This is a genomic window from Cytobacillus sp. FSL M8-0252 (assembly GCF_038007345.1).
GTDB classification, from domain to species: domain Bacteria; phylum Bacillota; class Bacilli; order Bacillales; family Cytobacillaceae; genus Cytobacillus; species Cytobacillus kochii.
This window is the reverse complement of record NZ_JBBOWZ010000001.1, coordinates 2850503-2872426: the sequence shown is the minus strand read 5'-3', so window position 1 is coordinate 2872426 and position 21924 is coordinate 2850503. Positions and strand designations below refer to the sequence as shown.

Sequence of the window (21924 nt, the reverse complement as noted above, 5' to 3'; positions counted from 1 at the left end):
CATGAGGCAGATTGTTCAAATGAATGATAATATGAAGAAGGAGGTCGTTCAGGTCGAACAAACTTGTGAAATGTTAATCGCTGAAATGCTAAGACATTACAAACAACATGAACACTTGGTGATTGAATTCATTCGCTGTAAAAAAGGAAAAGAAGCACAACATGATCAATGTTTAGAAAGCGACTACCAATCTTTTATTGAAGTAGGATTAGAAGAAGAGGATGAATATTTCCCACATGGTTATATTCCCGTATGGAAATGTAAGCAAGAAGAGTTCCAAAAAATAGGTTATATCACCGACGATACGTATGAAATAATAAAAAACAAACTCAGTAATATGATTGAAGAGACAATTGCAGAATAGACTTTAAGGGGAAAAAATAAACATGAGTACAGAGATCTATATATTAGCTGGATTTTTAGGGAGTGGAAAGACCACACTGTTAAAGCAGTTGCTACAGGATGAAAAAGAGAACGGTAGAAAAGTGGCTGTTTTAATGAATGAATTAGGAAAAGTATCAATTGATTCAGATGCAATAGATGAGGACCTTCCATTAAGAGAATTATTGGATGGCTGCATTTGTTGTACCATTCAAGACAAATTAGAAGGACAGTTACAAGGTTTATTAACGCTTGAAAAACCAGATGTCATCTATATCGAAGCGACAGGAGCAGCACATCCAGTGGAAGTCTTAGATGCTGTGCTTTCACCACTTTTTGCTAACTCAATTGTCCCTAAAGGTATTATTTCAATCCTTGATAGTGCAAGATGGCTACACAGAAAACAATTGACACCGCAAGTGCTACAGCTTTTAGTTGAACAAATTAGACATGCAGATTGCCTACTTGTTAATAAAATTGACTTGTTATCTGAAGATGAACAAGCAAATGTCATCCAAGAAGTTCAAAGTATTAATTCGACAGCTTTTACATTGTTAACAAAAAATGCAAAAGTACCAATTAAACGAATAAGAGAATTGTCCTTACTGCCGAAAGAAAAACAATCTAGCAGCAGGATTGGCACAGATTTACATTTGAGCACCTTTGTTTATCAATTTAAAGGAGCTGTAGATCGATCTGCTTTTGAGGATTTTTTGAGGGAATTACCTGACACGCTCTATCGAATGAAGGGATATATTAAGTTCTCATCTTTAGCCTATCCACAGCTTTTCCAATTTTCATACGGGATGCCTGTATATTTTCAAGAAGATATGAATATTCCTTTAAACATGGTATTCATCGGAGAAAATATTGATTGGGATAAAATCGAAAGCGGACTACAATCTCTAGAAAAACCAAAAGAATAAATTGATTAAAAATAAACTGAGTAGGATTTTGTTCTTACTCAGTTTTTTTGTGGAATACAGTCCAAGCCTTTAGCTGTTAACAAGTCGAGAGGTGTAATTCTAGAAGCTACTCTGTTATTGTTTTTCATATGGACAAATCCATCCAAAAGTTACTATACATATAAATGCTCATCTTTAGGCAAACTTTACGATGAAACCTAATAAAGAAGAGTGATAAAAGATGAAAAAGTTGAGCATTGTCTCCCTGTTTTTAATGCTTTATTTAGTGTCCCCTATAAAGATGTATAGTATGGTGGATGATGAAATTGGATTACCTATCCAGATGTTGCCTTGGAAAGAAGCGAAAGAACATTTACCGAAGTTTAAGAAGTTTACTGTGCTAGATGTCGATACTGGTAAGCGATTTGATGTCCAACGAAGAGCTGGTAGTGAGCATGCAGATGTTCAACCATTAACGAAAGTAGATACAAAGACAATGAAGGAAATTTATAATGGAAAATGGAGTTGGAAGCGAAGAGCAATTATCGTCATTAGTGATGGAGAATGGATTGCTGCTTCCATGCACGGGATGCCACACGGGGCAGGTGCTTTATCGAATAATTTTCCAGGTCATTTTTGTATTCATTTTTTTGGTAGTACGACACATCGTACCAATTCAATGGATTTATCTCATAAATTGATGATTCTCAAAGCTGCAGGTAAACTTGATGAGTATATGGCAATATCTGATCCGGAAAAAGTATCAGCTGCCTTTATAGCAGGCTTGAAACAACAAGATGCTTATCTCCTGTCTCTTGTCGCATTAAACAAGATAGATGACAAAGCGATTCGTTCGATTGAAAATGTAAAGTTAACTTCAATTGGTCACTTAGAGAATGGAAATACTGCATTAGTAGTTAATCTTCCCATTCAAGTGGATTGGTATATAAAGAATAAAGGCAAGAAGAGCTATCGGGGTTCCATTCGTTTAGTAAGATTCTCTCCACTTGATCCATGGCAGGTCGATGCTAAGAATTTTTTGTTGAAAAATCGCATTTGACTTTAAATGAGATAGGGAAATGACAAGATAAAGAAAGCGTTCTTAATCGTATCGATTTTGAACGCTTTCTTCATTACTACACCCTTATTTTTTATTGGTTTTCTCCAAACTTAATAAAAGTTTTTTCATCTTCTATTAGGCCACATGCACCGCATTGAATTCTTACTGTTGGACCATTACATTTTAAATGGAAAGCAGTTAAATTTTCTGCTGCGTATTCTTCCAGTACAGAGCCTGATTGTGGATCAAGCTTAACTGAACGCGGATGTTGTTCAATAATATTAAAGCGTGAACGATTAGTTTTACATGATGGACAGCAATATGGTGTAGTCATAGACTAGCCCCTTCCTATTAATGAATTACTTTTATTTTTAACGTTCAATTGAAATTTATGTATGAATCAAGTAGATTCAATATGAGAGGAGTGAATTAAAATGAATAGTAAGGATCTTTTACAAAGCTACCGTTCATTATGGAAAAATAGAGCACTGGCAACAGATGAAGAAAATCCGGATATTGTGTTAATGATAGCAATAGAAAAAGAATTAAGAGATGAAACTGCTCACCCACGAGTAAGAAGAGATAAACAAAAAAAGTTAATTGCTGCGATTAAAAGAATTATTGACTCCTCACTTTCTTCTGATATGAAAGTCGCACTCATTGATATACATTTTGAAATTTTCGATACAATCGATTGAAGGTTTTCACACTTCTAACACAACCATCCGGTATCCTTGACTTATAAAAACATTAAAACTGGGGAGAAACTTTATATGCGTTATTACAAGGCGTTCATATTTTTTTTACTGATTTCTTCTTTCTTAACTGGTTGTAGACAAGAAGAATTCACTAATATACCAGCTGAGCGGGATATTGCGATAACAGTAAATATTAAGGAGATGAGCCTATCATTTATAGACATACAGGCGCAAAAAAACATTGGTTCATGGAAGGTCAATAAAGCATACACAGGAGGAAGTGTACTATCAGATGGCGACACTCTGTTACTGTATGGTGAAAAGTTAAACACCATTGATCTTTATTCATTATCTAAAGGGGAACTGATTCATCAGTGGACAATTGGTGAGGGTGTTGTAGATGTTGAGGAACTAAGACCTGATACAATAGTTGCTTTAGATGAAAGAAAAAATAGCGTCCGTTTTTTTAATAGTAATGGAGAAGAAACGAGTCATATTGATATCTTTGATCGACCACTCGAGATGAAACATGATGAAGCTCGGGATGAACTCATCATTATAGGGTTTGATGAAAATCTTCTTACAAGTATTGATTTGGAAACAATGGAAATAAAAGAAAACTATGAAATACATATACATGCAACAGGTTTGTTCCCATTAGATAACGAAATATGGGTTGGTGGACATGGTGAAGGATTAGATATTGAAAAATATGTACATGTTTATGATAGAGAGACCGGAAAAGCATTAAGAAAAATTAGTGTTCCTTCGATGCCAGTCGATTTTACCAAAGCTGATGAGGCGATATTTGTTGTGAGCCATGGAACCAATTTGCTGTATAAGTTAAATGAGGCTGGTGAAGTAATAGGTGAAATGAGCGTAACAGCCAACCCTTTCACAATTGAAACCTTTAGCGATATAGTATTAGTCGCAGGGTATGATAGCTCTGAGTTACAATTTATCGATTCAGAAACAATAAAACTGAAAGGATCAGTAGAAGTAGGCGAAGGTCCGTTTCAAATTTTGCTTAGGGAGAACGAGGATTCATGAGAAAAGTAAATATATTAATTATTGATGATGAACCAGATATGAGAACATTGATTGAGATGTATTTGGAGAATTCGGGATTTAAATGCTATACAGCTGAGAGTGGTGAAGAGGGCTACATGAAATTGAAGGAAGCTGAAATTGATTTAGTCATTTTAGATATTATGATGCCAAATGAAGATGGATATGAAGTTTGTCAAAAAATACGTACTAATTCAGATATTCCAATCATTTTTCTTTCAGCAAAAGGAGAAGAATGGGATAAAGTGAAGGGGCTACAATTAGGCGGTGACGATTATATTGTTAAACCACTTAGTCCAGGAGAGCTTGTTGCTAGAATACATGCAGTCCTTCGGAGATCTGGAAAAGTGAAACAAGAATCAGAGCAAATAAAGATAGGAAAGTTATCTATAGATAAAAAAGCGCGGAGAGTCCTTGTCGAAGAGGAAAAAATATCTTTAACATTAAAAGAGTTTGAAATGCTTTCTTATTTAATTCAACATGTTAACCAGGCTCTTTCAAGGGAGCAGCTCCTTGAACATGTGTGGGGAATTGAATATGATGGTAGCCTACGAACGGTTGATACCCATATTAAAACATTAAGGATGAAATTAGGTATAGCAGATTACATTCAAACCGTATGGGGGGTAGGTTATAAACTAGAGGTACCAGACAAATGAAGTACCTTACCGACACATTAGCCAAAAAGTTATGGTTAACGGTGACGATAGCGATACTTATCACAATTGTTTATTCCTATATCTTATCTTATCTGTTTTATGAGAAATTATATGTCGAAAATGTAGAAGATACATTATTAGAAGAAGGATTAGCCTTAGCGTCTGATTACAAAGGTGGAGAAATAAGTACAGACTTAAAGGAAAAAGTAGCTTGGTACAATGATAAATCAGAAACCGATATTATCATGGTAGATAATCCTAGGGAATTGAGCGCATGCTTTCCATTTGAATTGAAATATGATTCGCTCATTAACGGAGAAGAACGAGAGCAATTATTAAAAGGAAATCCAATTTACAAAACGGGTTTTGAAGAAAGGTTTGATACTCGTATTATGGGTGTCATTATCCCGTTATTAGATGAGAATCGTCTCGCTGGTATTATATATGTTTATTTACCGTTAGAGAAAATTTCTGATATTACACAGGATTTCGCTTATCTTTGGATGCTTGCCGCGTTCATCTTTCTTCTATTCGCCATTATGACAGGTACTTTCCTCATTAAAAGAATGACTAGCCCGTTAATGGAAATGAAGTTAGCAGCTGAACAAGTGTCTAGAGGGAATTACAATGTGCAACTATCGACAAATCAACAAGATGAAATTGGTGAACTGGCTAGTGCTTTTAATTCAATGGCCACATCTATTCAAAAAGAAGATGATAGAAAGAGAGAATTTCTTGCTAATGTGTCTCATGAATTAAGAACACCGATTAGTTATGTCAAAGGATATAGTGATGCACTAAAGTCAGGTCTTGTAACAAATGAAGAAGATCACGAAAAATACCTTGCACTCATTTATCGGGAAGCAACTCGGATGGAGAGACTTGTCGGTGATTTATTAGATTTGTCAAAACTTGAAACTGATGACTATCGTTTGGTGAAGGCGCCAATACCCCTAGCCCAGCTTTTGGAAGATGTCGTGCAAAAGTATAGTCCGCGAATTAAAAGAAAAGGCTTATCTATAGAAGTAGATCTTGATCCTGATATCATTATTATTGCAGATGAAGGAAGAATCGAACAAATTATGCAAAATATTTTTGATAACGCGATTAGATATACTGATGAGGGCACATTACTACTTGATCTTTTCCAAACAGAAGATGGCTGTTGTATCCAATTGGAAGACTCTGGGATTGGGATACCTGAAGAAGACTTAGATAAAATCCGGCAAAGATTTTACCGAGTGAATAAAGCAAGGACAAGAGCTGATGGAGGTACAGGGCTTGGGTTAGCTATTGTGGAGAAACTCGTACATTTACATGAAGGGCGCTTGCTTATTCAAAGTGAATACAATATTGGGACAACGATACAAATTATACTTCCGATGGTAAATGATCATTAATTTTTAAAGGCTACTCTTTCTATAAGAAGAAGAGTGGCCTTTTATATAGAAGGATAGGGATGTATTTCCCTTCCTCTTCAATAGGCAAATGAAAATAGGTTTATATGCTACAAACCGCCTTATATCAAGGTTTTTAGGCTTTGATATCATTTCATTATAGTTGCATAATAATTATCACGAATGTTACCTTCATGTAATAAACGTAAAAGAGAAAAAGGTTTTTTTAAGTTGTCAAGTATAGTATTTTAGTATATAAATGGAAACACGATAGTGTCATTACCAATTAATGATAAAAAAACCTATTCTCTAAAAATCAAACAAACCTACTAATCATAACGTTTTTTCTTTCTATTTTTAGATAGAACCATACAAGAATAATTCATTGCTATTTCCTCCCAAAAATATTACAAAAAAACCTATGATATGATTATGTCACAGCAAGAAACAACAAAAAACATCCATTAGGGAGGAAATAGATTATGAGTAAGAAAGTTATTTTTTCAGTAGCGGCAGCAGCTGCATTACTAGTATCAGCACCAGGTTTAAACAAGGCAGAAGCGGCAGAGCCAGCTCAGGTAAAAGTAGATACAAAGGCTTTTGTCTATCAAACTTCTAATATGTTAAACCAAGATTATATTAATAAAGTGATGCAAGATTGCATGGGTAAATATAATGTGAATTGGAATCAAGAAGATATTCAAAATATCTTAAGTCAAGCGAAAGAAAAAGCACAAGCAGCATTAGAACAAGGTAAAGCGCATGCAGCACAACCAGAGCAAGCGGAACAGCCAGCTAAAGAAGCAGCACAACCAGAAAAACAACCGGCTAAAGAAGCAGCACAACCGGAAAAACAACCAGCTGAAGAAGCAGCACAACCAGAAAAACAACCAGAGCAAGAAGTAACTGAAGAAGCACAAGCACCATCAGAAGAAGCTTCATCTGAAGTTAGTGCATATGAACAACAAGTCCTTGATTTAACAAATAAAGAGCGTGCAAATGCTGGTCTTCCTGCATTAAAACTTGATGTGGAGCTTAGTAAGGTAGCGCGTGAAAAATCTCGTGATATGCAAACAAAAGGGTATTTCGATCATAACAGCCCAACATATGGTTCTCCATTTGATATGATGAAACAATTTGGTATTTCTTATACTTCAGCAGGTGAAAACATTGCCCAAGGTCAACAAACACCAGAAGAAGTAGTACAAGCATGGATGAATAGCCAAGGTCACCGTGAAAACATTCTTAACTCTAGCTATACTCACCTTGGGGTAGGTTATGTTGAGAACGGTAATTACTGGACTCAAATGTTCATCGGTAAATAATCATCGGATAAATACGCTTAAAATTATCCTTCAAGATGAGCAACACCTGTATCATATGATGCAGACGTTGCTCATCTTTTTATTATTCCTTTATAAAAACAAATACATATTCAGACTTTATGATTTGACTTAATGTAGCAAAGTGAGGTTTATTTATGAATATCTACCAATATAGTTTGAGTTTATGTGCATGAATTTGATGGATACCAAATTAATTTTTACAACCATCTGATTACAACTATATACCGGACGGCTTACTCATCCAATTCTGATTAAATTTCCAAATCGTTCTAATTAAATGATATAATGTATAAATAAAGAGTAATTAAACATCGGAGTGAATGGTTTGAAGGATTTTTTATTTAATAATGAACAGCGATTTGGTGAATCGCTTCCTGAACAAATTGCCAAATACATATTAACGAAAATCATGGAAGGTTCTTATATTCCTGGAGATAAAATTATTGAAGAGAAAATAGCAGAGGAGCTAAAAACAAGCAGAGCTCCAGTGAGAGAAGCATTATATTTACTTCAAGTAGACAATATTGTCGAGCGTATTCATCGAAAAGGGACAGTTGTAAAATCCTTTACGACAGAAGATATTAAAGAATATACACATGTCATGGTTGGACTCATTCAAATGGCACTAGATATGACTTCGAATCGATGGCATGATGAAACGAAAGAAACGTTAAAATTAAAACTCAATGCTGTGGAAGAAGCGTTCCTTGCAGGTGATCTCATTGGTTATCAAATGAAATCCACGGGTTTAACAACATTCTTTTTTGAAGTGGCGAATAATAAAGCACTATCTAAATTTTATTATGAATCTGTTTATATATTAACGGTGTTTGCCCAAGTGAAATGGACAATGAATACGATGAATCGTTTTCATCCGAAAATGAAATTAATTACCAAAAATCTAATGGAAAATAAGATTACTGAAGCGAAGGATGTAGTTCCAGCTCTTTTATTAGAAACGTTAGAATAAGGATGCCACTTTTTGGGCATCCTATTATAGCAAACAAAATTGTCGACAATATACAATTTTAGTAGTATGATTATTTTGTATGAAACAAAAGGGAGGAATATCAGATGAATTTTGCCAACAAAGTAGTACTAATTACAGGTGCCGCAGGTGGTATTGGAATAGCAGCAGCTAAAGCTTTTGCTAAAGAAGGTGCTAAGCTCGCACTAGTAGATTTATCTAAAGAAGCATTAGAAAAGGCTGCTGCTTCTATTGATGCTGAGGAGATTTTACTGTTATCAGCTGATGTAACAAAAGAAGAAGATGTAAAGAAATATGTTGAAGATACCCAACAAGCATTTGGTCGTATCGATACATTTATAAATAACGCTGGAATCAATGGCGATTTTGCCATCTTAGATGAGCAAACAAAGAAAAATTTTGATGCAGTATTTGGTGTAAATGTTTACGGTGCGTTTTTAGGATTAAAATATGTTTTACCTGTGATGAAAGCTCAAAAAGGTGGGGCAATCGTTAATACGGCTTCAAACGGTGGTTTATTAGGTGCACCAGGTATGGGACTTTATGTTGCATCTAAACATGCGGTAATCGGGTTAAACAAAACGGCTGCATTAGAAGCGGCAGATTATGGTGTCAGAGTAAATGCGGTTGCACCATCTGGTGTAGATACACAAATGATGAGATCCATTGAAGCAAACGCCATGCCTGAACAAACAGAGAATGCACGTACACAATTTGAAAGCTCTGTACCAATGAAAAGATATGCAACAGCTGAGGAAATTGCTGATCTAATGGTATTTTTATCATCAGAAAAAGCTTCATTTATTTCAGGTTCATATTATCGTATCGATGGTGGACAAGGTGCTACATCGGTTTAATTTGTAAATAAACTTACGCGAAAGCATATCATCACGAGTGGTGTTACAGTGATTGGCTATGTAGATGTCAAGGCATGCAGTGAAAAATGTGCAAACGTTGTCATTGCTGATATGAGCGTAAAGATGGGTAAAGCTTACTTACGGTTCAATCTGTAACAGTTGACGGTGGATATACTGTTACTTAAATAACATATACGGTGAAAAGGTCTTTGTATTATTTATGGCTTTTTCACCGTTTTTTATTATGACTATTCCCTCATGTGAATTTCTGCCGCTGCACGAATCCCTGACTCGATTGCTCCTTCAATCCAGCCAGGGAATAAGGATGCATGCTCCCCAGCAAAATGAAGTCTGCCGGAGGGTTTACTTACCTCCTCACCAAAATGTTTTTGTTGACCTGGTGCATATAACGTGAAACAACCTGCAGAAAATGAATTTCTGCTCCAATTAAATGTAACGGTTCTTAGGTATTCTTTATAGACAATATTGCCATATACTTCACTTAAGCATTTCAAGACTTCCCTCGTAATATCTGATTGTGACAAGCTATTCCATAATAAAGCGTCACTGCCCCAACTATAGCTTGCAAGTAAAACTGCTGGTGCATCATTATTTACTCTACTTGGAATATAGCTAAAACGAATCGGTAAATCAGTTATGACATGACCAAAGTTGTACCTTTCCCAAAAAGGGCTACTAAACTCAATTCCAATTTTCATTGAAGTAATGTTTTGCAATTCTCTAATGGCCTGCCATTTTTTTTGACTAATGCTATTTTTGGGTAGTAAATCTATAAATTGAAGTGTAGTAAACGGTAAGGTAATAAGACAATAATCACCTGTATACGTTTTAAAAGTATGTTGATATGTATCATGGACATATATGTATACTTTATTACTACCTTGTTTGATACTTTCTATTTTTTGATTGTAAAATAGGTTCGATGCTAATTCCATTTGAAAGGAGTAGGGAAGTCGATCATTCCCACCTCTTATTTCAAAATATTTGATATCAGGTTGAAAGAGTGGGGAGAGGACACTAGATAAAATCGACATAAATGATAATTCTTGAAACCCTTCAATACCTAAGAGAATACTAATTAATCTGATCGCATTTGAAGATAAAGGCGTTGCTAAAGGGTTATATTTTAAAAAATCGACCATGGAATATTTGTCGTATTCTGAGACCATTTTTTTCTTTTCTTCTTCTGTACTATTATTATAGAGTGTGATAAATGGCTCTACCGCATCTTGTAATAGTGTAAAGGCTGTCTTTCCTTGCTCATTTTTATTTAAATGAAAATCAAGTAAGTTTGGATTTTCTTCGTATTGTTTTCTTGAAATTTTCCTATTATTAATATAAATAATATCGTTTGGATGACTATTAATAAAAGGCGATAATGGCAATTGAAACTTTTCTATATATTTTAATACGAGTTTATGTGTATGAGGAATTCTCATCGCACCCATATTAAGATAATTCCCATTTGTAAAAGGGGACCTAAGCGTGTAGATTCTACCTCCTATACGGTTATTCCCTTCTAGGACAGTGACAGTATGCCCCGCTTGTTTAAGGAGTGAGGCTGAAACTAATCCAGCCATGCCTGCACCTGCAATCAAGACATTCTTCTTTCTTTGTTTTATATTTGGTAATCCATTTTTGATGATGGAAAGCATGTCGTTAGGGTATTTAGGTAGTAACATACTTTTTCTTCCTCCTAACTAATGGTCATCGACATGTATTTCAGATAATTGCCGGTCAATCAACTTATAAAGTTGGATTTCTAAAATGGCATCTTGGTAGTCTGCTTTAGCGCCTTTTTTATTTACAAGAGTCGGTAATGTAATAAGTGTTTGGTCACTGTCCTTTGGAATATGTTCGAGAATGAGTTGATTGGTTGTATGATACATTTTTAATTGCTTTAACCATTCTCGTTTTTGGATTTCTATTCGCACAAAAACATATTTATGTGTCTCCAAGACACGAAATCTTAATTTACTTTGTGATTGACTATTTTCTGTTGTATGTTGAGTTTCTTCTTGTTTTTGCTCGTTTGAATATTGAAGGTCATTCGGAAAGACTTTTCCGAGCATCCCTTGTACATACTCATTGACTTCTTTTTGGTTTAATTTTTCGAATTTGGCCTTCATTTCTTTATTAAATGGGAATTGATTCCAAGGGAACATACACTTTTCACCCTTCCAAAAAAAGAGATGATCTTTCCGATGATGATAATCGCCTATTCATTAATTTATGCAACATTTCTATTTTCGTTAAAAAAACATCAATTCAAATCACTTGCAACATTACTTTATAGTGATTAGTATTAAAATTAAATAATAATTTTAAAAATTCTAACTAAAAGGGGTTGTTACGTGAATACAAAGACAGCGTTAATTACTGGTGGGTCAACCGGTATCGGTAGCAGTATTGCTTGGAAAGTAGCAGAGCAAAATGTAAATGTGATTATTAATTATAGACATAGCGAACAAAAAGCAATTGAACTTTGTGAGGCCCTTACTAACAAATATGGGACAAAAAATATTGCCATTAAAGCAGATATTACGAATGAAGATGAATGTAATTATCTCATACAGCAATCATTAGCGAAAACAGATTCAATTGATATCTTGATACATAACGCAGGCCCATATATTCATGAAAAAAAGAAAATGATTGAATACTCTTTAGATGAATGGTCTTATTTAATAAATGGAAATCTACAAGCTTTATTTATATTAGGCAAAGCCATCATTCCACTCATGAGAAAGGGGAATTGGGGGAGAATCATTACAATAGGTTTTGATCGCGCCGAAACTGCCCCAGGATGGATGTATCGTTCGGCTTTTGCTGCAGCAAAATCAGGTGTAGTCTCATTAACAAAAACGCTTGCCTTAGAAGAAGCGGAAAATGGCATAACAGTTAATATGGTTTGCCCAGGGGATATAATTGGCAAGTGGAAAGAGAGTGATATAGACGATGCCTGTACAGTAAAAGATGATCGAACTCCTGTAGGGCGCCCTGGCACAGGGGAGGATGTGGCGAGGGTGATTGCTTTTCTTATTGAACCTGCATCTAGCTTTATCACGGGTAGTGTCATCCCAATAACTGGAGCAAAAGATGTGTTAGGAAAAAACCTTCATCAATAAGCATGTCTCCGATTCTTATCACATATATTGTTAAAAAGACTGTGGGAGAGATGAGAATGGCTTCTCAAGGTTCAAAAGGCTGGTATATTGCAAAACTAAAAGAATTTGGTGTCAATAGACATCCAATAGAGTTGCGGAAATTAGAACTTTACAAGACCTATGAAGTCAGAAAAATTTATCAACAGGTTTTAGCGAATAAAAAACAAGGGTAGCTATTTAACTCCCTTGTTTTTTTAAGCTTCTTTTAGATGCGTTGTATCTTCTACTGTAAGTCCTTCTCTAAGCATATGAAGAGAATAAAGATCTTTAGGGATTTCAAATAAATCGTAAATCTGGCCAGTTTCATTTATTTTTTCATACAAACTTTTACGTGATTCATTGGCATAAATGGCATAAGGTAGTTTCTGGGCAGCTTTTAATGAACGAATATTTTCTTTTTTTATGCGCATAAAAATGGTTTCAATATTTAAATCATAAAAAAGTTCATTAAAGAAAGCATCTTTGGCTAATTGATTATAACCTTTACCATGATAAGGTTTACCGATCCATGTGCCAAGAAAACCAGCTTGGTTTTCAATGTCATATAAGCTAATTGTGCCTATTGGATTATTCCATTCATCTGTAATGGTGCGAGAGATGAGTTTTTCTTGTTCCTCAGCTTCGAGCGTTTGTTTCGTAATAAATAACAGTTCTTCATAAGATTGAGCTTTATGACGCACAAAAGGGAAGACATCGGGGTGCGTCATCAATTCGAATAAAACTTGACAATCATTTAGGTCACGTTTTTTCAGCATTGGTTATCCCTCCACGTGAGAGTAAACCTACTCCATGCCAAAAAGACAGAAAAGGCCCACCCTCGAAATTTTTTGTAATGTAACTAAAAAATTTCGGGGTGGGAATCGAACCCACTAGAACCAGTAAACTGGTGGCGCACCATTTGCCTTCCCAATATCCAAAAACAAAAGATATTATCGACTAAAAATATTATTTTATGAAAGTATAATACTAAAAAAATAGCAAAAAGGGAATAGATTTTTTACCTTATTTTTAAGATTATTTTTCGCCAAATTTCTCCATTTTTTGCATACCTGATTCTAAAGGTAAAATGGCAAAAAGCAATCAATAGGTGAGATGGTGAAAAAAGTACGATTCATTGAGGTGAAGTGAGGTAGGGGCATAAAAAAAGTTTAATGATTGGAGATAAATGGTGAAGAAACCTTATCATTATTTAGACAGAGTTAGGAGACGGAAATTCTAATTTAAAGATAAATCTGTCTCCTTATCATGTTATTTATCCACCGCATTTGTATATGCCCAATTGCCTGAGACCATTGTCCATTTTGGTTTTGCTAGAAAATGAAAAGGATGGTGGCTCCAGAGTACAAGATCAGCTTCTTTCCCTTCTTCAATGCTTCCAACGATATGATCGATTTTTAAGTTTTTAGCGGCAGCGATCGTTATTCCCTCCAATGCTTTTTGTTCGGATAAACCTTCTCGAACAGCAATACTTGCGCAAATGTTTAAGTATTGAATAGGTGTATAAGGATGATCGGTAGTTATTGAAACGGAGACACCTGCTTGATCGAGGATTTTATAAGTGTCCCACGTCTTGTTTTTTAACTCTACTTTTGATCGTCTTGTTAATGTTGGTCCAACGCTCACTTGGAGATTCTTACCTAAATAAGGAGTAATTAAATGACCCTCTGTACAATGTTCAATTCGTATATCTAAATGAAACTCTTTAGCAAATCGTAGTGCAGTTAAAATATCGTCTGCTCTATGGGCATGGATTCGTACAGGTATTTCTTGTGTAAGTGCTTTAATAATAGGGGATGTGCGCAGGTTTACTTCATTTGGATTAGCATGAACATTATAAAACGCTTCTCTTAACATCCCCATAATGCCCATTCTAGTAATTGAATGATCATTGCTATGACTATGAACTTTTTTAGGGTTTTCTCCAAGAGCAATTTTTAATCCAGCAGTTTCTTTAACAAGCATCTCTTCAACACTATTGCCGTACGTTTTCAAGATGGATGTGGTGCCACCAATAATATTCGCACTGCCTGGCATTACGTGAACAGTAGTTATCCCAGCTTTAAGTGCATCACGAAAGGCAGGGTCAAAAGGGTGGATGCCATCGATTGCCCGAATATGTGGTGTTAATGGCTGTGTTGTCTCGTTCGCATCATTACCAGCCCAACCAGTCCCCTCGTCATATAATCCAATATGTGTATGCACATCAATAAAACCAGGTAACAGAAAACCATGAGAACAATCAACGACTTGTGCATGCAAATCTTGAATATCTTTTCCGATCTTTTTCACTATACGATTTTTTATTAATACATCTCCGTGGAAAGGCTTTGAAGTAATGGGATAGACAATGGCATTTTTAAAAAGTATCGTCGACATCAGCATCCAGTCCTTTTTCTGCTTAATAAAATTCATCCTTAGCAAATACACTGTTAAAGTGACAAAAAAGTGAGTAGAAATCAAGAACCTACTCATGAGAATAAATTTAAAAAATGCCTGCCATTTGCATAAATAGGATTGTTAATCCTAAAATCCAAACATAAACGGCAAATATCTTTAGTGATTTTCTTTTTAGAAAATTAATCATCCAAACAACGGCAATATAACCGAAAATGGCTGATGCAAGTGTGGCAATTAACATACTGCCAAAGCTAATGGCTTCAATATGACCAGCATACATTTCACCAAATTGCAGCACAATGCCTCCTGCTATGGTCGGTATAGATAGTAAAAATGAAAAGTATGCAGCTGTTTCTCGATCAAGTTTACGGATGAGCCCTGCAGCGATTGTTAAACCTGATCTTGAAATAGCAGGGAATATCGCTATTGCTTGAAAACTACCAATAAATAATGCATCACTATAGCTAATATCTTTCATCTTTTTCGCACCATTTTTAATACTATCTGAGAACCAAAGAATGATTCCGGTAATAATAAATTCCCAGCCAATGGTGACGCCGGTTTTTGAGATCGTCTCAAATAGATCATTAAATAATAAACCAACAAAGACAGCAGGAATCGTACCAATGACAAGCAGCATAGATAACTTTCCGAATGGATTTTTTATGATTTCTAGTAACTCATTTTTATAAACAACAAGGACAGCTAATAGTGTACCAATATGGAGCATGGTATCTAAAAATAATCCTGCTTCATCAAGACCAAATAAATGTCTTCCAAGATACAAATGCCCAGTGCTTGAAATAGGAAGAAATTCTGTTATCCCTTGAATGATTCCAAGAATAAATGCTTCAATTTTTGACATCATATAAATCACCTATTTGTTTATTTTTTTCCTAGTAGTAAAATAAGGGGAACTCACGTATCAACTTGTTTTCTCTCGCTTTTATAAATGTATTCAAGTTGTCCAATAGAAGAACCGAAATTTGAAAATAAAAACTTTGAAACTTTTTATAATAATCTTCGTAAAATAGGTATATAGTACAAGAAGGAATAAGAGAAAGGGGAAAACAACAATGAAAGATTCACAAACAGACAGAATACTTGCTGCGGGCATTTATATTATTAGTTTCTTTACTGTATTTATAGGACCACTTGTTATTTGGCTTATAAAGAAAGATAGCTCAAAGCTTGTAGACTATCATGGAAGACAGTATTTTAACTTCCTCATTACTTACTTTGTTTATGGAATCATTAGTACGATCTTGATGTTAGTGCTCATTGGTTATTTATTAGCAGCGATATTTGGCATTGCATTTATCGTATTTACCATTATTGCAGCCGTTAAGGCGTTTGAAGGGGAAGAGTATCGCATCCCGTTTATCATCCGTATCCTCTAATAAACGAGTAAATATAAAAGGCCAAAAAGAAGACGCGAACAAATCAATGTTCGTGTTTTCTTTTTGGCCTTTCCATTGTAAGCCGAATTATTGGCTTAAATACTAATAAGGAACAAAGTAAATGATTGCTTCATTCATAGAGGAATGCTTATTCGGTGATTCTTTGATTTAAGTAGGTTTGGGTGTCAAAGATAGGGTAGCTGATGTATAGAGATAATAAACACGTTTAATTTTGAAATATCATTCCATTATGCGTGTTCGTATAACAAGGTACAAAGGAAAAAATAACTTTATCGGACGGAACAGTAATAAATAAAATGATGTACTTCTAAAAATCCACCTCCATAATGTAGAATTACTAAGGCAGAAACAAGATATTTGATAGTGAAACAAGAAAAGCTTCAATGATCTATAAAAAAGTTAAGGAATCACTTCCATTAATAGCTAAATGTATACAATTGCATGATAATGTTAATGAAAAAAAGGGATTAGTCGGCATTACAATGCTTAATAAAGTTGTAGGAAATTAGGGTTTGAAACATTTGCCATCCACAACCGATATTATAAATTATTCAAAAAAGCTTTCGTGCTACCAATTTATTTTTTGTCTTCATAATAGTGTATCAAAAAGAGAAAAGCCATCTCCTATATATTTATTCATGTCGAAAGATCGCTTATATAAATATAAAAACATCTAATAAAATAGCTTAGCCTCAACATTTTCTTTTAGTTAACTTCTTCAAAGAAAAAAAGGATTGTCCGCGATTCTTGCTTCTTGCTATGCAAACAAAAAATTCCAGCTATTTAAATTGGAAAACATCCTGGCGGTTGCAACTGCTCAGAGGAAAATAAGATCATGAGGAAGCTCAGGAATTATATAGGAATATACTTAGATCTTCCTTGTCATCTACGGTACCAAGCAGAATATCTTTGATGGTTATATTTGGATAGGTATCTTGAAGTTTTTTAAGAATCCATTCTTCATCCCTGCCTAATTGATGCAACTGTTTACAATCAATCGTTCCCTCTTTTATAACGGTATTTGGAAAATAAAAAGGTTTGACTGGTTTGCTAAATGTGACGGCTGTTAAAGGCAAATGTTCCGTCTTCAGAAAGATGGAAACCTTGCCACCATGCTCCCATAAGGCAAGTGCGACTTTTTGGATTTCTTCAATATTCTTCATTCGCAATTCGGTCTGCAGTTCATCAAGTGAAATTCGGGCACGTTTCATATTACGGTTATTAATCATTCCATTTTCTATTAATGGAATCGGATCGGTGATAAACCACTTTCTAAAATGTCTAAAATGCAAACTTAGGTAGATTCCGATTATATACAAGATTAAAATAACACTCATTGTAATCATCGACCCTTCCAGACCTAATCCTTCATCGGACAGCGGATGGGCAATAATATTTCCAATAATCAGCACGATAACAAAATCGAGAAGTCCTACTTGGGAAAGGGAACGCTGACCCATTAATTTGACAAGTATGATGAAAAACACAAATCCAACAATTGCCCGGAGCATCCATTGGACAATAGTTAAGGATTCCTGCGAAGTGAAAAATTCCATAATCTTACACACCCTTTAAACAGAATTAGAAAAGAAGACTTATCTTGATCAGCCTGAATTCATAAGATAAGAAAATATATTATTTGGACAAACTGGTTTTAGCAGTGCCATGTCCGGCACGAAAGCTGAAGCAAGACTTCCCAAACCTCATGACTCTATAAGCGGGTATCGACTCGAGCGAAGTTTCCCCTGTATTTCCTTTTCTCCCTCATTCTTTGTACTATTATTTTCCAATTAATAAAATTTATTACTATAAATTGATTCCAACGGTTAGTTATTCTTTTATCTGAAACAGTGACAAGAAAGAAGATCGCCTTTAATGACGATCTTCTGATTCATTCGTATTCAATTAACCTCCCTCAATAAACAAACACTTATCTCTTAATTACGCAGTTTTTCACCGTATTGCTATCTAACTTGTTTTACTTTACAGATTTGATTAGAGTGAAAAGTACACAATCAAGCTGTTTACGAAGAAAATGAGCGCAGGAAACTAGCCAACCTTCGGTTGATTCCCAAAAGTTGGATAAATAGGTATGTACGCACCAATGGATGTCCACATCTCTTATGGAGGTCTACCCTCCCAAGTCTCACAGAGTCTACGCTCCTACATTCCTTCGTTCAACCTTTCCATAAGGTGGATGTCGGTCATGCTGCCCCACAGGATCTAAGTCCTTACGTTAGTTGCGTTGCCAACTAATCCCATGCTGATTTTGTCTGTTCATCTTGTTAAATCTATTGGTTAATCGTTAGTTTAATAGTGATTAAGCTGCTATTTGTTCTTGGATAAATGCATGCATATGAGGGATGTCCTTCAACATCTTCTCCTCTTGAAACACAAACTGTTTCTTACCAATAGAGAATAGTATACGGATGAGCTTATTACACAAGGCAATTAAAGACTGCATCTTTTTTAACGGATTGTCAGGTCTCATTGTGTAGTAATAATGTAGGGCTTTAAAGGCTTTGTTCTTGGCTACTAGAATCATAGATGCTCGGAATAACAATGCTCGTAATTTCTTTCGACCACGTTTGGTTATTCTGGTTCTCCCTTTATGCTGACCTGATGTATTTTCTTTTAAGCTAAGTCCAGCCAGTTTAGTTATCTGGCGAGGATGATTGTATTCACTCAAATCGCCTACTTCAGCGAAGAAACCCGCCACTGTATCACGGCCAATTCCTGTTATTTTTAACATTTGATCAACGCCTGGAATATCTTGAAGTAGTGTATCCAGAGTTTGGTCAAGCTCTTCGAACTTTTTTTGAATGAGTTCATACTTTTGAATTAACGTTCTTAACTCCATTTTAGCCATCATGGCACCCTGACGGATGCCAATCGAGCGATTGGCTGCTTCTTTTAAGGCACGAATCTTCTTAATCCCTATACTGCGCTTCACTGCTTGCCTAAGGTATTCTAGTAATTCTTCTTCTGTATATCTCACCAGTTCTTCCGGTAATGCTTCCAGCTTTAATAAATGAAGAGCTGCCTTCCCTTCCCAACTTTTAAAAACGGTAAAGAACTCTGGAAAATATCGATCAATCCAGTTGTGTATCTGTCCTTGCACTATTTGTAAGTCTACATTTAATAGATCACGCAATTTCTTAGCCACACGCAGTTCTGCGAAAACTCCTTGTGGTATCGTTGGTTCGGAGTATCTACCATCTTTGACTAGTTGTGCAATGACTTTTGCGTCTTTAACATCATTTTTAGTTGGAGAATTATCGTCTAGTTCCTTACTGTGCTTGACGTGTAAGGGGTTGACCGCGACGAACTTAATCTGTTCCTCCTTTAGAATATGAGCTAAATTAAGCCAATAATGGCCTGTTGGCTCCATTCCAGTAATGACAGACTCCATTTTGTATGAATCTTTTATTTGATTAATCCAATTAATAAATGTCCTAATTCCTTCTTGAGTATTATCAAAAAAGCAAGTAGAACCTAGCTCTATTCCACGATAATCTTGTGCTCTAGCTACATGATGATGTTTGGCAATATCAATACCAATGATTAAGGTTTTTGATGTAATTTGAGCTATTTTATGATTTTGGTTATAATTCATTTTGAGACCTCCGAATAGATATTTTGTCCCTTTTAGCTAGCCGGCTTAGGACACATTTATCTTATCAAGAGGTCTTTTTTCTATCAAATTTCATTTTCACTTATTACAGGAATGCTGCCCCGTTTGTTAAACAAGAAAAAAAGAACGCTCCAGCAATCCTCATCTTTAACTCTTGCATCTATTTTGTCGAATGAGAGGAAAGTCCTCTCCCGATAAGGTTTGCAGAAACCGGTTTCCTTCCCAATTCTCTTGCCCAAATTGATAATTGTCCTATATGGTGAATTTCGTGAGCAATGGCATGGCGCATAACTTCACCCCAAGTATCTGTTACAATTCTTCCATCTGGCAGGGTATCGTAAAATAATTGATTTTCCATACTTGCATCCCAGTTGTTCACAAAGTTCTCTACTTCCATATGAAATTCTGCGTCCAATTTTCGAACCTTGTCCAAGCTGTTATAATAATCAAAACTCTCCTGAAAGTCCGCTTTTCCCTGTAATAGACGTATCCAGCTCCACTCGACATCAACAATATGGAAAAGTGTATGTAATATACTGCCCATACCACCAGTTCGATTTTGCAAAAGCTCTTCCTCACTTAAATCTTCACACCAGTTATACCAATCTTTTCGTATCATCCAGTTATATTTAAAAAGTGTTTGCAATAAAACCCCTCCGCAATAAAAAATATTAACCTTAAAATATACGTTTGGAATATAAAAAACTTTACTTACTATATACTATTTCTTCAGTCATAGTTTAAGTTCCTTGTTCAACTAACCTGCCCGGTAGTTCAAGAAGAACTGACAAGATCACGATGTATGCTCTTCATTTTTAAATAACTTTATTATTTATTAAATAACATTATTATTCGTGAACAGCTGACCGTGTTTAATAAAAGGAGTGGGGTAGCTTCTTAGCAAACTTTTTTATATGCATTCACTAGGACAGAGCACACAATGCTATTTTCGTTTTTCCGGCATTTTTATCATTCATCGCGTACCTCTCTTTCGTAGAATAGACAACTCAAGCTTGTTATAATAGAACAAGGACTTTAATAAGAAAGGATTCGTTGTGAGAATGAATGTACATCAAACAGCCCTTGTATTAGAAGGTGGAGGAATGAGAGCGGCATACTCTGCTGGTGTAATGGAATTATTTTTAGATAAAGGTATTACTTTTCCATATGTAATTGGTGTTTCTGCAGGAGCCGCGAATGCTGCCTCATATTTATCGAAACAAAAGGGCCGTAACAAGAAGGTAAGTGTGGAGTATGTATCTGATCCTAGATACTTCTCCTTGCGAAATTATCGAAAATCTAAACAGTTATTTGGTATGGACTTTATTTTTGATGAAATTCCAAATAAGCTCGTTCCCTATGATTATGAAGCGTTCTCTCACGGGAAAAGTAAGTTTATTATTGGTACAACCGATTGTCTGAGTGGAGAAGCTGTTTATTATGGGAAGAAAGACTATGGGGAAAACTTGTTGCTTCTTTTAAAAGCGTCAAGTTCATTACCTTTTATTGCACCTGAAATTTCTTTTAATAATCGAATGTTACTTGATGGTGGTATTGCTGATTCCATACCAATAAGAAAAGCACAAGCAGATGGATATGATAAAGCTGTTGTTGTTTTAACACGACCCAAAGGTTACCGAAAAAAACCATCAAGAATGAGTTTTTTATTGCGAAGAAAATATCCACAATATCCAGGGCTCCAAAGAGCAATGATGAATCGTTACAAAATGTATAATGAAACCGTTGAATATTTAGAGGAGCAAGAAAAAAAAGGACAAGTGATGATTATTAGACCTGAGAAGGTTGATGTGGGAAGAATGGAAAGAGATTTAAAAAAATTATCTGCCTTTTATGAGCAAGGCTATAAGGATGCAGAAGATAGTTTAACAAGATTTATATTTTAATTGAAAGTTTGGTGAAAAAAG

24 protein-coding genes are annotated in these 21924 nt (G+C 35.2%); 15 read left to right on the top strand and 9 right to left on the bottom strand.

From position 1 onward, the window contains the following. Window position 1: 1 nt before the first annotated feature. The 3 genes from MKX83_RS14415 (at window position 2) to MKX83_RS14405 (ending at window position 2346) form a co-directional block, all read left to right on the top strand. The gene (locus tag MKX83_RS14415) at window positions 2–364 is read left to right on the top strand and encodes a hypothetical protein (protein ID WP_307313291.1); all 363 of its coding nucleotides are present in this window, start codon (window positions 2–4) and stop codon (window positions 362–364) included. 22 nt (window positions 365–386) lie between these two features. Continuing rightward, complete coding sequence (locus MKX83_RS14410) at window positions 387–1307, top strand: CobW family GTP-binding protein (protein ID WP_341055976.1); 921 nt, start codon at window positions 387–389, stop codon at window positions 1305–1307. Between the two features lie 220 nt (window positions 1308–1527). After that, window positions 1528–2346 carry a hypothetical protein gene (locus MKX83_RS14405; protein WP_341055974.1) on the top strand — a complete coding sequence of 273 codons (819 nt, stop codon included), beginning with the start codon at window positions 1528–1530 and terminating at the stop codon, window positions 2344–2346. A gap of 91 nt (window positions 2347–2437) precedes the next feature. Here the strand turns inward: MKX83_RS14405 and MKX83_RS14400 are convergent, their stop codons facing one another. Next, entirely contained in the window at window positions 2438–2680 is a 243-nt protein-coding gene (locus MKX83_RS14400; protein WP_341055973.1) for a DNA alkylation repair protein, read from the bottom strand. A gap of 100 nt (window positions 2681–2780) precedes the next feature. On the opposite strand from MKX83_RS14400, the gene MKX83_RS14395 reads away from it, so the two are divergent. The 7 genes from MKX83_RS14395 (at window position 2781) to MKX83_RS14365 (ending at window position 9359) form a co-directional block, all read left to right on the top strand. Next, entirely contained in the window at window positions 2781–3044 is a 264-nt protein-coding gene (locus tag MKX83_RS14395) for a hypothetical protein (protein WP_095372910.1), read from the top strand. A gap of 75 nt (window positions 3045–3119) precedes the next feature. Continuing rightward, the gene (locus MKX83_RS14390) at window positions 3120–4094 is read left to right on the top strand and encodes a YncE family protein (protein ID WP_341055971.1); all 975 of its coding nucleotides are present in this window, start codon (window positions 3120–3122) and stop codon (window positions 4092–4094) included. Continuing rightward, window positions 4091–4771 (top strand): response regulator transcription factor, encoded by a 681-nt coding sequence (locus MKX83_RS14385; RefSeq protein WP_095372912.1) that lies wholly within the window; start codon window positions 4091–4093, stop codon window positions 4769–4771. The genes MKX83_RS14390 and MKX83_RS14385 overlap by 4 nt, the downstream gene beginning before the upstream one ends. After that, on the top strand, window positions 4768–6171 hold the full coding sequence (locus MKX83_RS14380; RefSeq protein WP_341055970.1) for a sensor histidine kinase: 1404 nt from the start codon (window positions 4768–4770) through the stop codon (window positions 6169–6171). Before MKX83_RS14385 ends, MKX83_RS14380 begins: the two co-directional genes overlap by 4 nt. 479 nt (window positions 6172–6650) lie before the next feature. Next, window positions 6651–7493: a CAP domain-containing protein gene (locus MKX83_RS14375; RefSeq protein ID WP_341055968.1), complete on the top strand. Its 843-nt coding sequence runs from the start codon at window positions 6651–6653 to the stop codon at window positions 7491–7493. A 346-nt stretch (window positions 7494–7839) separates the two neighbouring features. Continuing rightward, window positions 7840–8484: a GntR family transcriptional regulator gene (locus tag MKX83_RS14370; RefSeq protein WP_341055965.1), complete on the top strand. Its 645-nt coding sequence runs from the start codon at window positions 7840–7842 to the stop codon at window positions 8482–8484. A gap of 104 nt (window positions 8485–8588) precedes the next feature. Beyond that, complete coding sequence (locus tag MKX83_RS14365) at window positions 8589–9359, top strand: SDR family NAD(P)-dependent oxidoreductase (protein WP_224937579.1); 771 nt, start codon at window positions 8589–8591, stop codon at window positions 9357–9359. Between the two features lie 248 nt (window positions 9360–9607). Here the strand turns inward: MKX83_RS14365 and MKX83_RS14360 are convergent, their stop codons facing one another. Together MKX83_RS14360 and MKX83_RS14355 are read right to left on the bottom strand one after the other, a co-directional pair. Continuing rightward, entirely contained in the window at window positions 9608–11062 is a 1455-nt protein-coding gene (locus tag MKX83_RS14360; RefSeq protein ID WP_341055963.1) for a flavin monoamine oxidase family protein, read from the bottom strand. A gap of 18 nt (window positions 11063–11080) precedes the next feature. Then, window positions 11081–11545 carry an Hsp20/alpha crystallin family protein gene (locus MKX83_RS14355; protein ID WP_224937581.1) on the bottom strand — a complete coding sequence of 155 codons (465 nt, stop codon included), beginning with the start codon at window positions 11543–11545 and terminating at the stop codon, window positions 11081–11083. 189 nt (window positions 11546–11734) lie between these two features. On the opposite strand from MKX83_RS14355, the gene MKX83_RS14350 reads away from it, so the two are divergent. Together MKX83_RS14350 and MKX83_RS14345 are read left to right on the top strand one after the other, a co-directional pair. Beyond that, a complete protein-coding gene (locus MKX83_RS14350) occupies window positions 11735–12508 on the top strand; it encodes an SDR family oxidoreductase (protein ID WP_341055962.1) in 774 nt (257 codons plus the stop codon). 56 nt (window positions 12509–12564) lie between these two features. Next, complete coding sequence (locus MKX83_RS14345) at window positions 12565–12720, top strand: DUF2639 domain-containing protein (RefSeq protein ID WP_341055961.1); 156 nt, start codon at window positions 12565–12567, stop codon at window positions 12718–12720. A gap of 21 nt (window positions 12721–12741) precedes the next feature. Here MKX83_RS14345 and MKX83_RS14340 read toward each other — a convergent pair whose 3' ends face one another. The 3 genes from MKX83_RS14340 to MKX83_RS14330 all read right to left on the bottom strand — a co-directional run bounded on the left by MKX83_RS14340 (window position 12742) and on the right by MKX83_RS14330 (window position 15809). After that, window positions 12742–13302: a GNAT family N-acetyltransferase gene (locus tag MKX83_RS14340; protein ID WP_224937583.1), complete on the bottom strand. Its 561-nt coding sequence runs from the start codon at window positions 13300–13302 to the stop codon at window positions 12742–12744. A gap of 493 nt (window positions 13303–13795) precedes the next feature. Then, window positions 13796–14923 carry an amidohydrolase gene (locus MKX83_RS14335; protein ID WP_224937584.1) on the bottom strand — a complete coding sequence of 376 codons (1128 nt, stop codon included), beginning with the start codon at window positions 14921–14923 and terminating at the stop codon, window positions 13796–13798. 106 nt (window positions 14924–15029) lie between these two features. Then, entirely contained in the window at window positions 15030–15809 is a 780-nt protein-coding gene (locus MKX83_RS14330; RefSeq protein ID WP_224937585.1) for an undecaprenyl-diphosphate phosphatase, read from the bottom strand. A 211-nt stretch (window positions 15810–16020) separates the two neighbouring features. On the opposite strand from MKX83_RS14330, the gene MKX83_RS14325 reads away from it, so the two are divergent. Further along, entirely contained in the window at window positions 16021–16344 is a 324-nt protein-coding gene (locus MKX83_RS14325) for a DUF4870 domain-containing protein (protein WP_191811190.1), read from the top strand. A gap of 374 nt (window positions 16345–16718) precedes the next feature. Then, on the top strand, window positions 16719–16874 hold the full coding sequence (locus MKX83_RS24665) for a YkoP family protein (protein WP_445293186.1): 156 nt from the start codon (window positions 16719–16721) through the stop codon (window positions 16872–16874). A gap of 336 nt (window positions 16875–17210) precedes the next feature. Here the strand turns inward: MKX83_RS24665 and MKX83_RS14320 are convergent, their stop codons facing one another. The 3 genes from MKX83_RS14320 to MKX83_RS14310 all read right to left on the bottom strand — a co-directional run bounded on the left by MKX83_RS14320 (window position 17211) and on the right by MKX83_RS14310 (window position 20645). Beyond that, window positions 17211–17921 (bottom strand): DUF421 domain-containing protein, encoded by a 711-nt coding sequence (locus MKX83_RS14320; protein WP_224937586.1) that lies wholly within the window; start codon window positions 17919–17921, stop codon window positions 17211–17213. Between the two features lie 764 nt (window positions 17922–18685). After that, window positions 18686–19981 (bottom strand): IS110 family transposase, encoded by a 1296-nt coding sequence (locus tag MKX83_RS14315; protein WP_341054155.1) that lies wholly within the window; start codon window positions 19979–19981, stop codon window positions 18686–18688. Window positions 19982–20159: 178 nt separating this feature from the next. Beyond that, a complete protein-coding gene (locus MKX83_RS14310; RefSeq protein ID WP_095372926.1) occupies window positions 20160–20645 on the bottom strand; it encodes a DinB family protein in 486 nt (161 codons plus the stop codon). 415 nt (window positions 20646–21060) lie between these two features. On the opposite strand from MKX83_RS14310, the gene MKX83_RS14305 reads away from it, so the two are divergent. Further along, window positions 21061–21903, top strand: coding sequence for a patatin-like phospholipase family protein (locus tag MKX83_RS14305; protein WP_341055959.1), 843 nt, complete (start codon window positions 21061–21063; stop codon window positions 21901–21903). Window positions 21904–21924: the final 21 nt, after the last annotated feature.

Bases quoted from the DNA above. Each gene is read 5' to 3' on its own strand.
- MKX83_RS14390 (WP_341055971.1), top strand. From the start codon at position 3,120: ATGCGTTATTACAAGGCGTTCATATTTTTTTTACTGATTTCTTCTTTC.
- MKX83_RS14410 (WP_341055976.1), top strand. From the start codon at position 387: ATGAGTACAGAGATCTATATATTAGCTGGATTTTTAGGGAGTGGAAAG.
- MKX83_RS14380 (WP_341055970.1), top strand. From the start codon at position 4,768: ATGAAGTACCTTACCGACACATTAGCCAAAAAGTTATGGTTAACGGTG.
- MKX83_RS14340 (WP_224937583.1), bottom strand. From the start codon at position 13,302: ATGCTGAAAAAACGTGACCTAAATGATTGTCAAGTTTTATTCGAATTG.
- MKX83_RS14325 (WP_191811190.1), top strand. From the start codon at position 16,021: ATGAAAGATTCACAAACAGACAGAATACTTGCTGCGGGCATTTATATT.
- MKX83_RS14395 (WP_095372910.1), top strand. From the start codon at position 2,781: ATGAATAGTAAGGATCTTTTACAAAGCTACCGTTCATTATGGAAAAAT.
- MKX83_RS14400 (WP_341055973.1), bottom strand. From the start codon at position 2,680: ATGACTACACCATATTGCTGTCCATCATGTAAAACTAATCGTTCACGC.
- MKX83_RS14415 (WP_307313291.1), top strand. From the start codon at position 2: ATGAGGCAGATTGTTCAAATGAATGATAATATGAAGAAGGAGGTCGTT.
- MKX83_RS14405 (WP_341055974.1), top strand. From the start codon at position 1,528: ATGAAAAAGTTGAGCATTGTCTCCCTGTTTTTAATGCTTTATTTAGTG.
- MKX83_RS14345 (WP_341055961.1), top strand. From the start codon at position 12,565: ATGGCTTCTCAAGGTTCAAAAGGCTGGTATATTGCAAAACTAAAAGAA.
- MKX83_RS14330 (WP_224937585.1), bottom strand. From the start codon at position 15,809: ATGTCAAAAATTGAAGCATTTATTCTTGGAATCATTCAAGGGATAACA.
- MKX83_RS14365 (WP_224937579.1), top strand. From the start codon at position 8,589: ATGAATTTTGCCAACAAAGTAGTACTAATTACAGGTGCCGCAGGTGGT.
- MKX83_RS14320 (WP_224937586.1), bottom strand. From the start codon at position 17,921: ATGGAATTTTTCACTTCGCAGGAATCCTTAACTATTGTCCAATGGATG.
- MKX83_RS14305 (WP_341055959.1), top strand. From the start codon at position 21,061: ATGAATGTACATCAAACAGCCCTTGTATTAGAAGGTGGAGGAATGAGA.
- MKX83_RS14355 (WP_224937581.1), bottom strand. From the start codon at position 11,545: ATGTTCCCTTGGAATCAATTCCCATTTAATAAAGAAATGAAGGCCAAA.
- MKX83_RS14360 (WP_341055963.1), bottom strand. From the start codon at position 11,062: ATGTTACTACCTAAATACCCTAACGACATGCTTTCCATCATCAAAAAT.
- MKX83_RS14315 (WP_341054155.1), bottom strand. From the start codon at position 19,981: ATGAATTATAACCAAAATCATAAAATAGCTCAAATTACATCAAAAACC.
- MKX83_RS14335 (WP_224937584.1), bottom strand. From the start codon at position 14,923: ATGTCGACGATACTTTTTAAAAATGCCATTGTCTATCCCATTACTTCA.
- MKX83_RS14375 (WP_341055968.1), top strand. From the start codon at position 6,651: ATGAGTAAGAAAGTTATTTTTTCAGTAGCGGCAGCAGCTGCATTACTA.
- MKX83_RS14385 (WP_095372912.1), top strand. From the start codon at position 4,091: ATGAGAAAAGTAAATATATTAATTATTGATGATGAACCAGATATGAGA.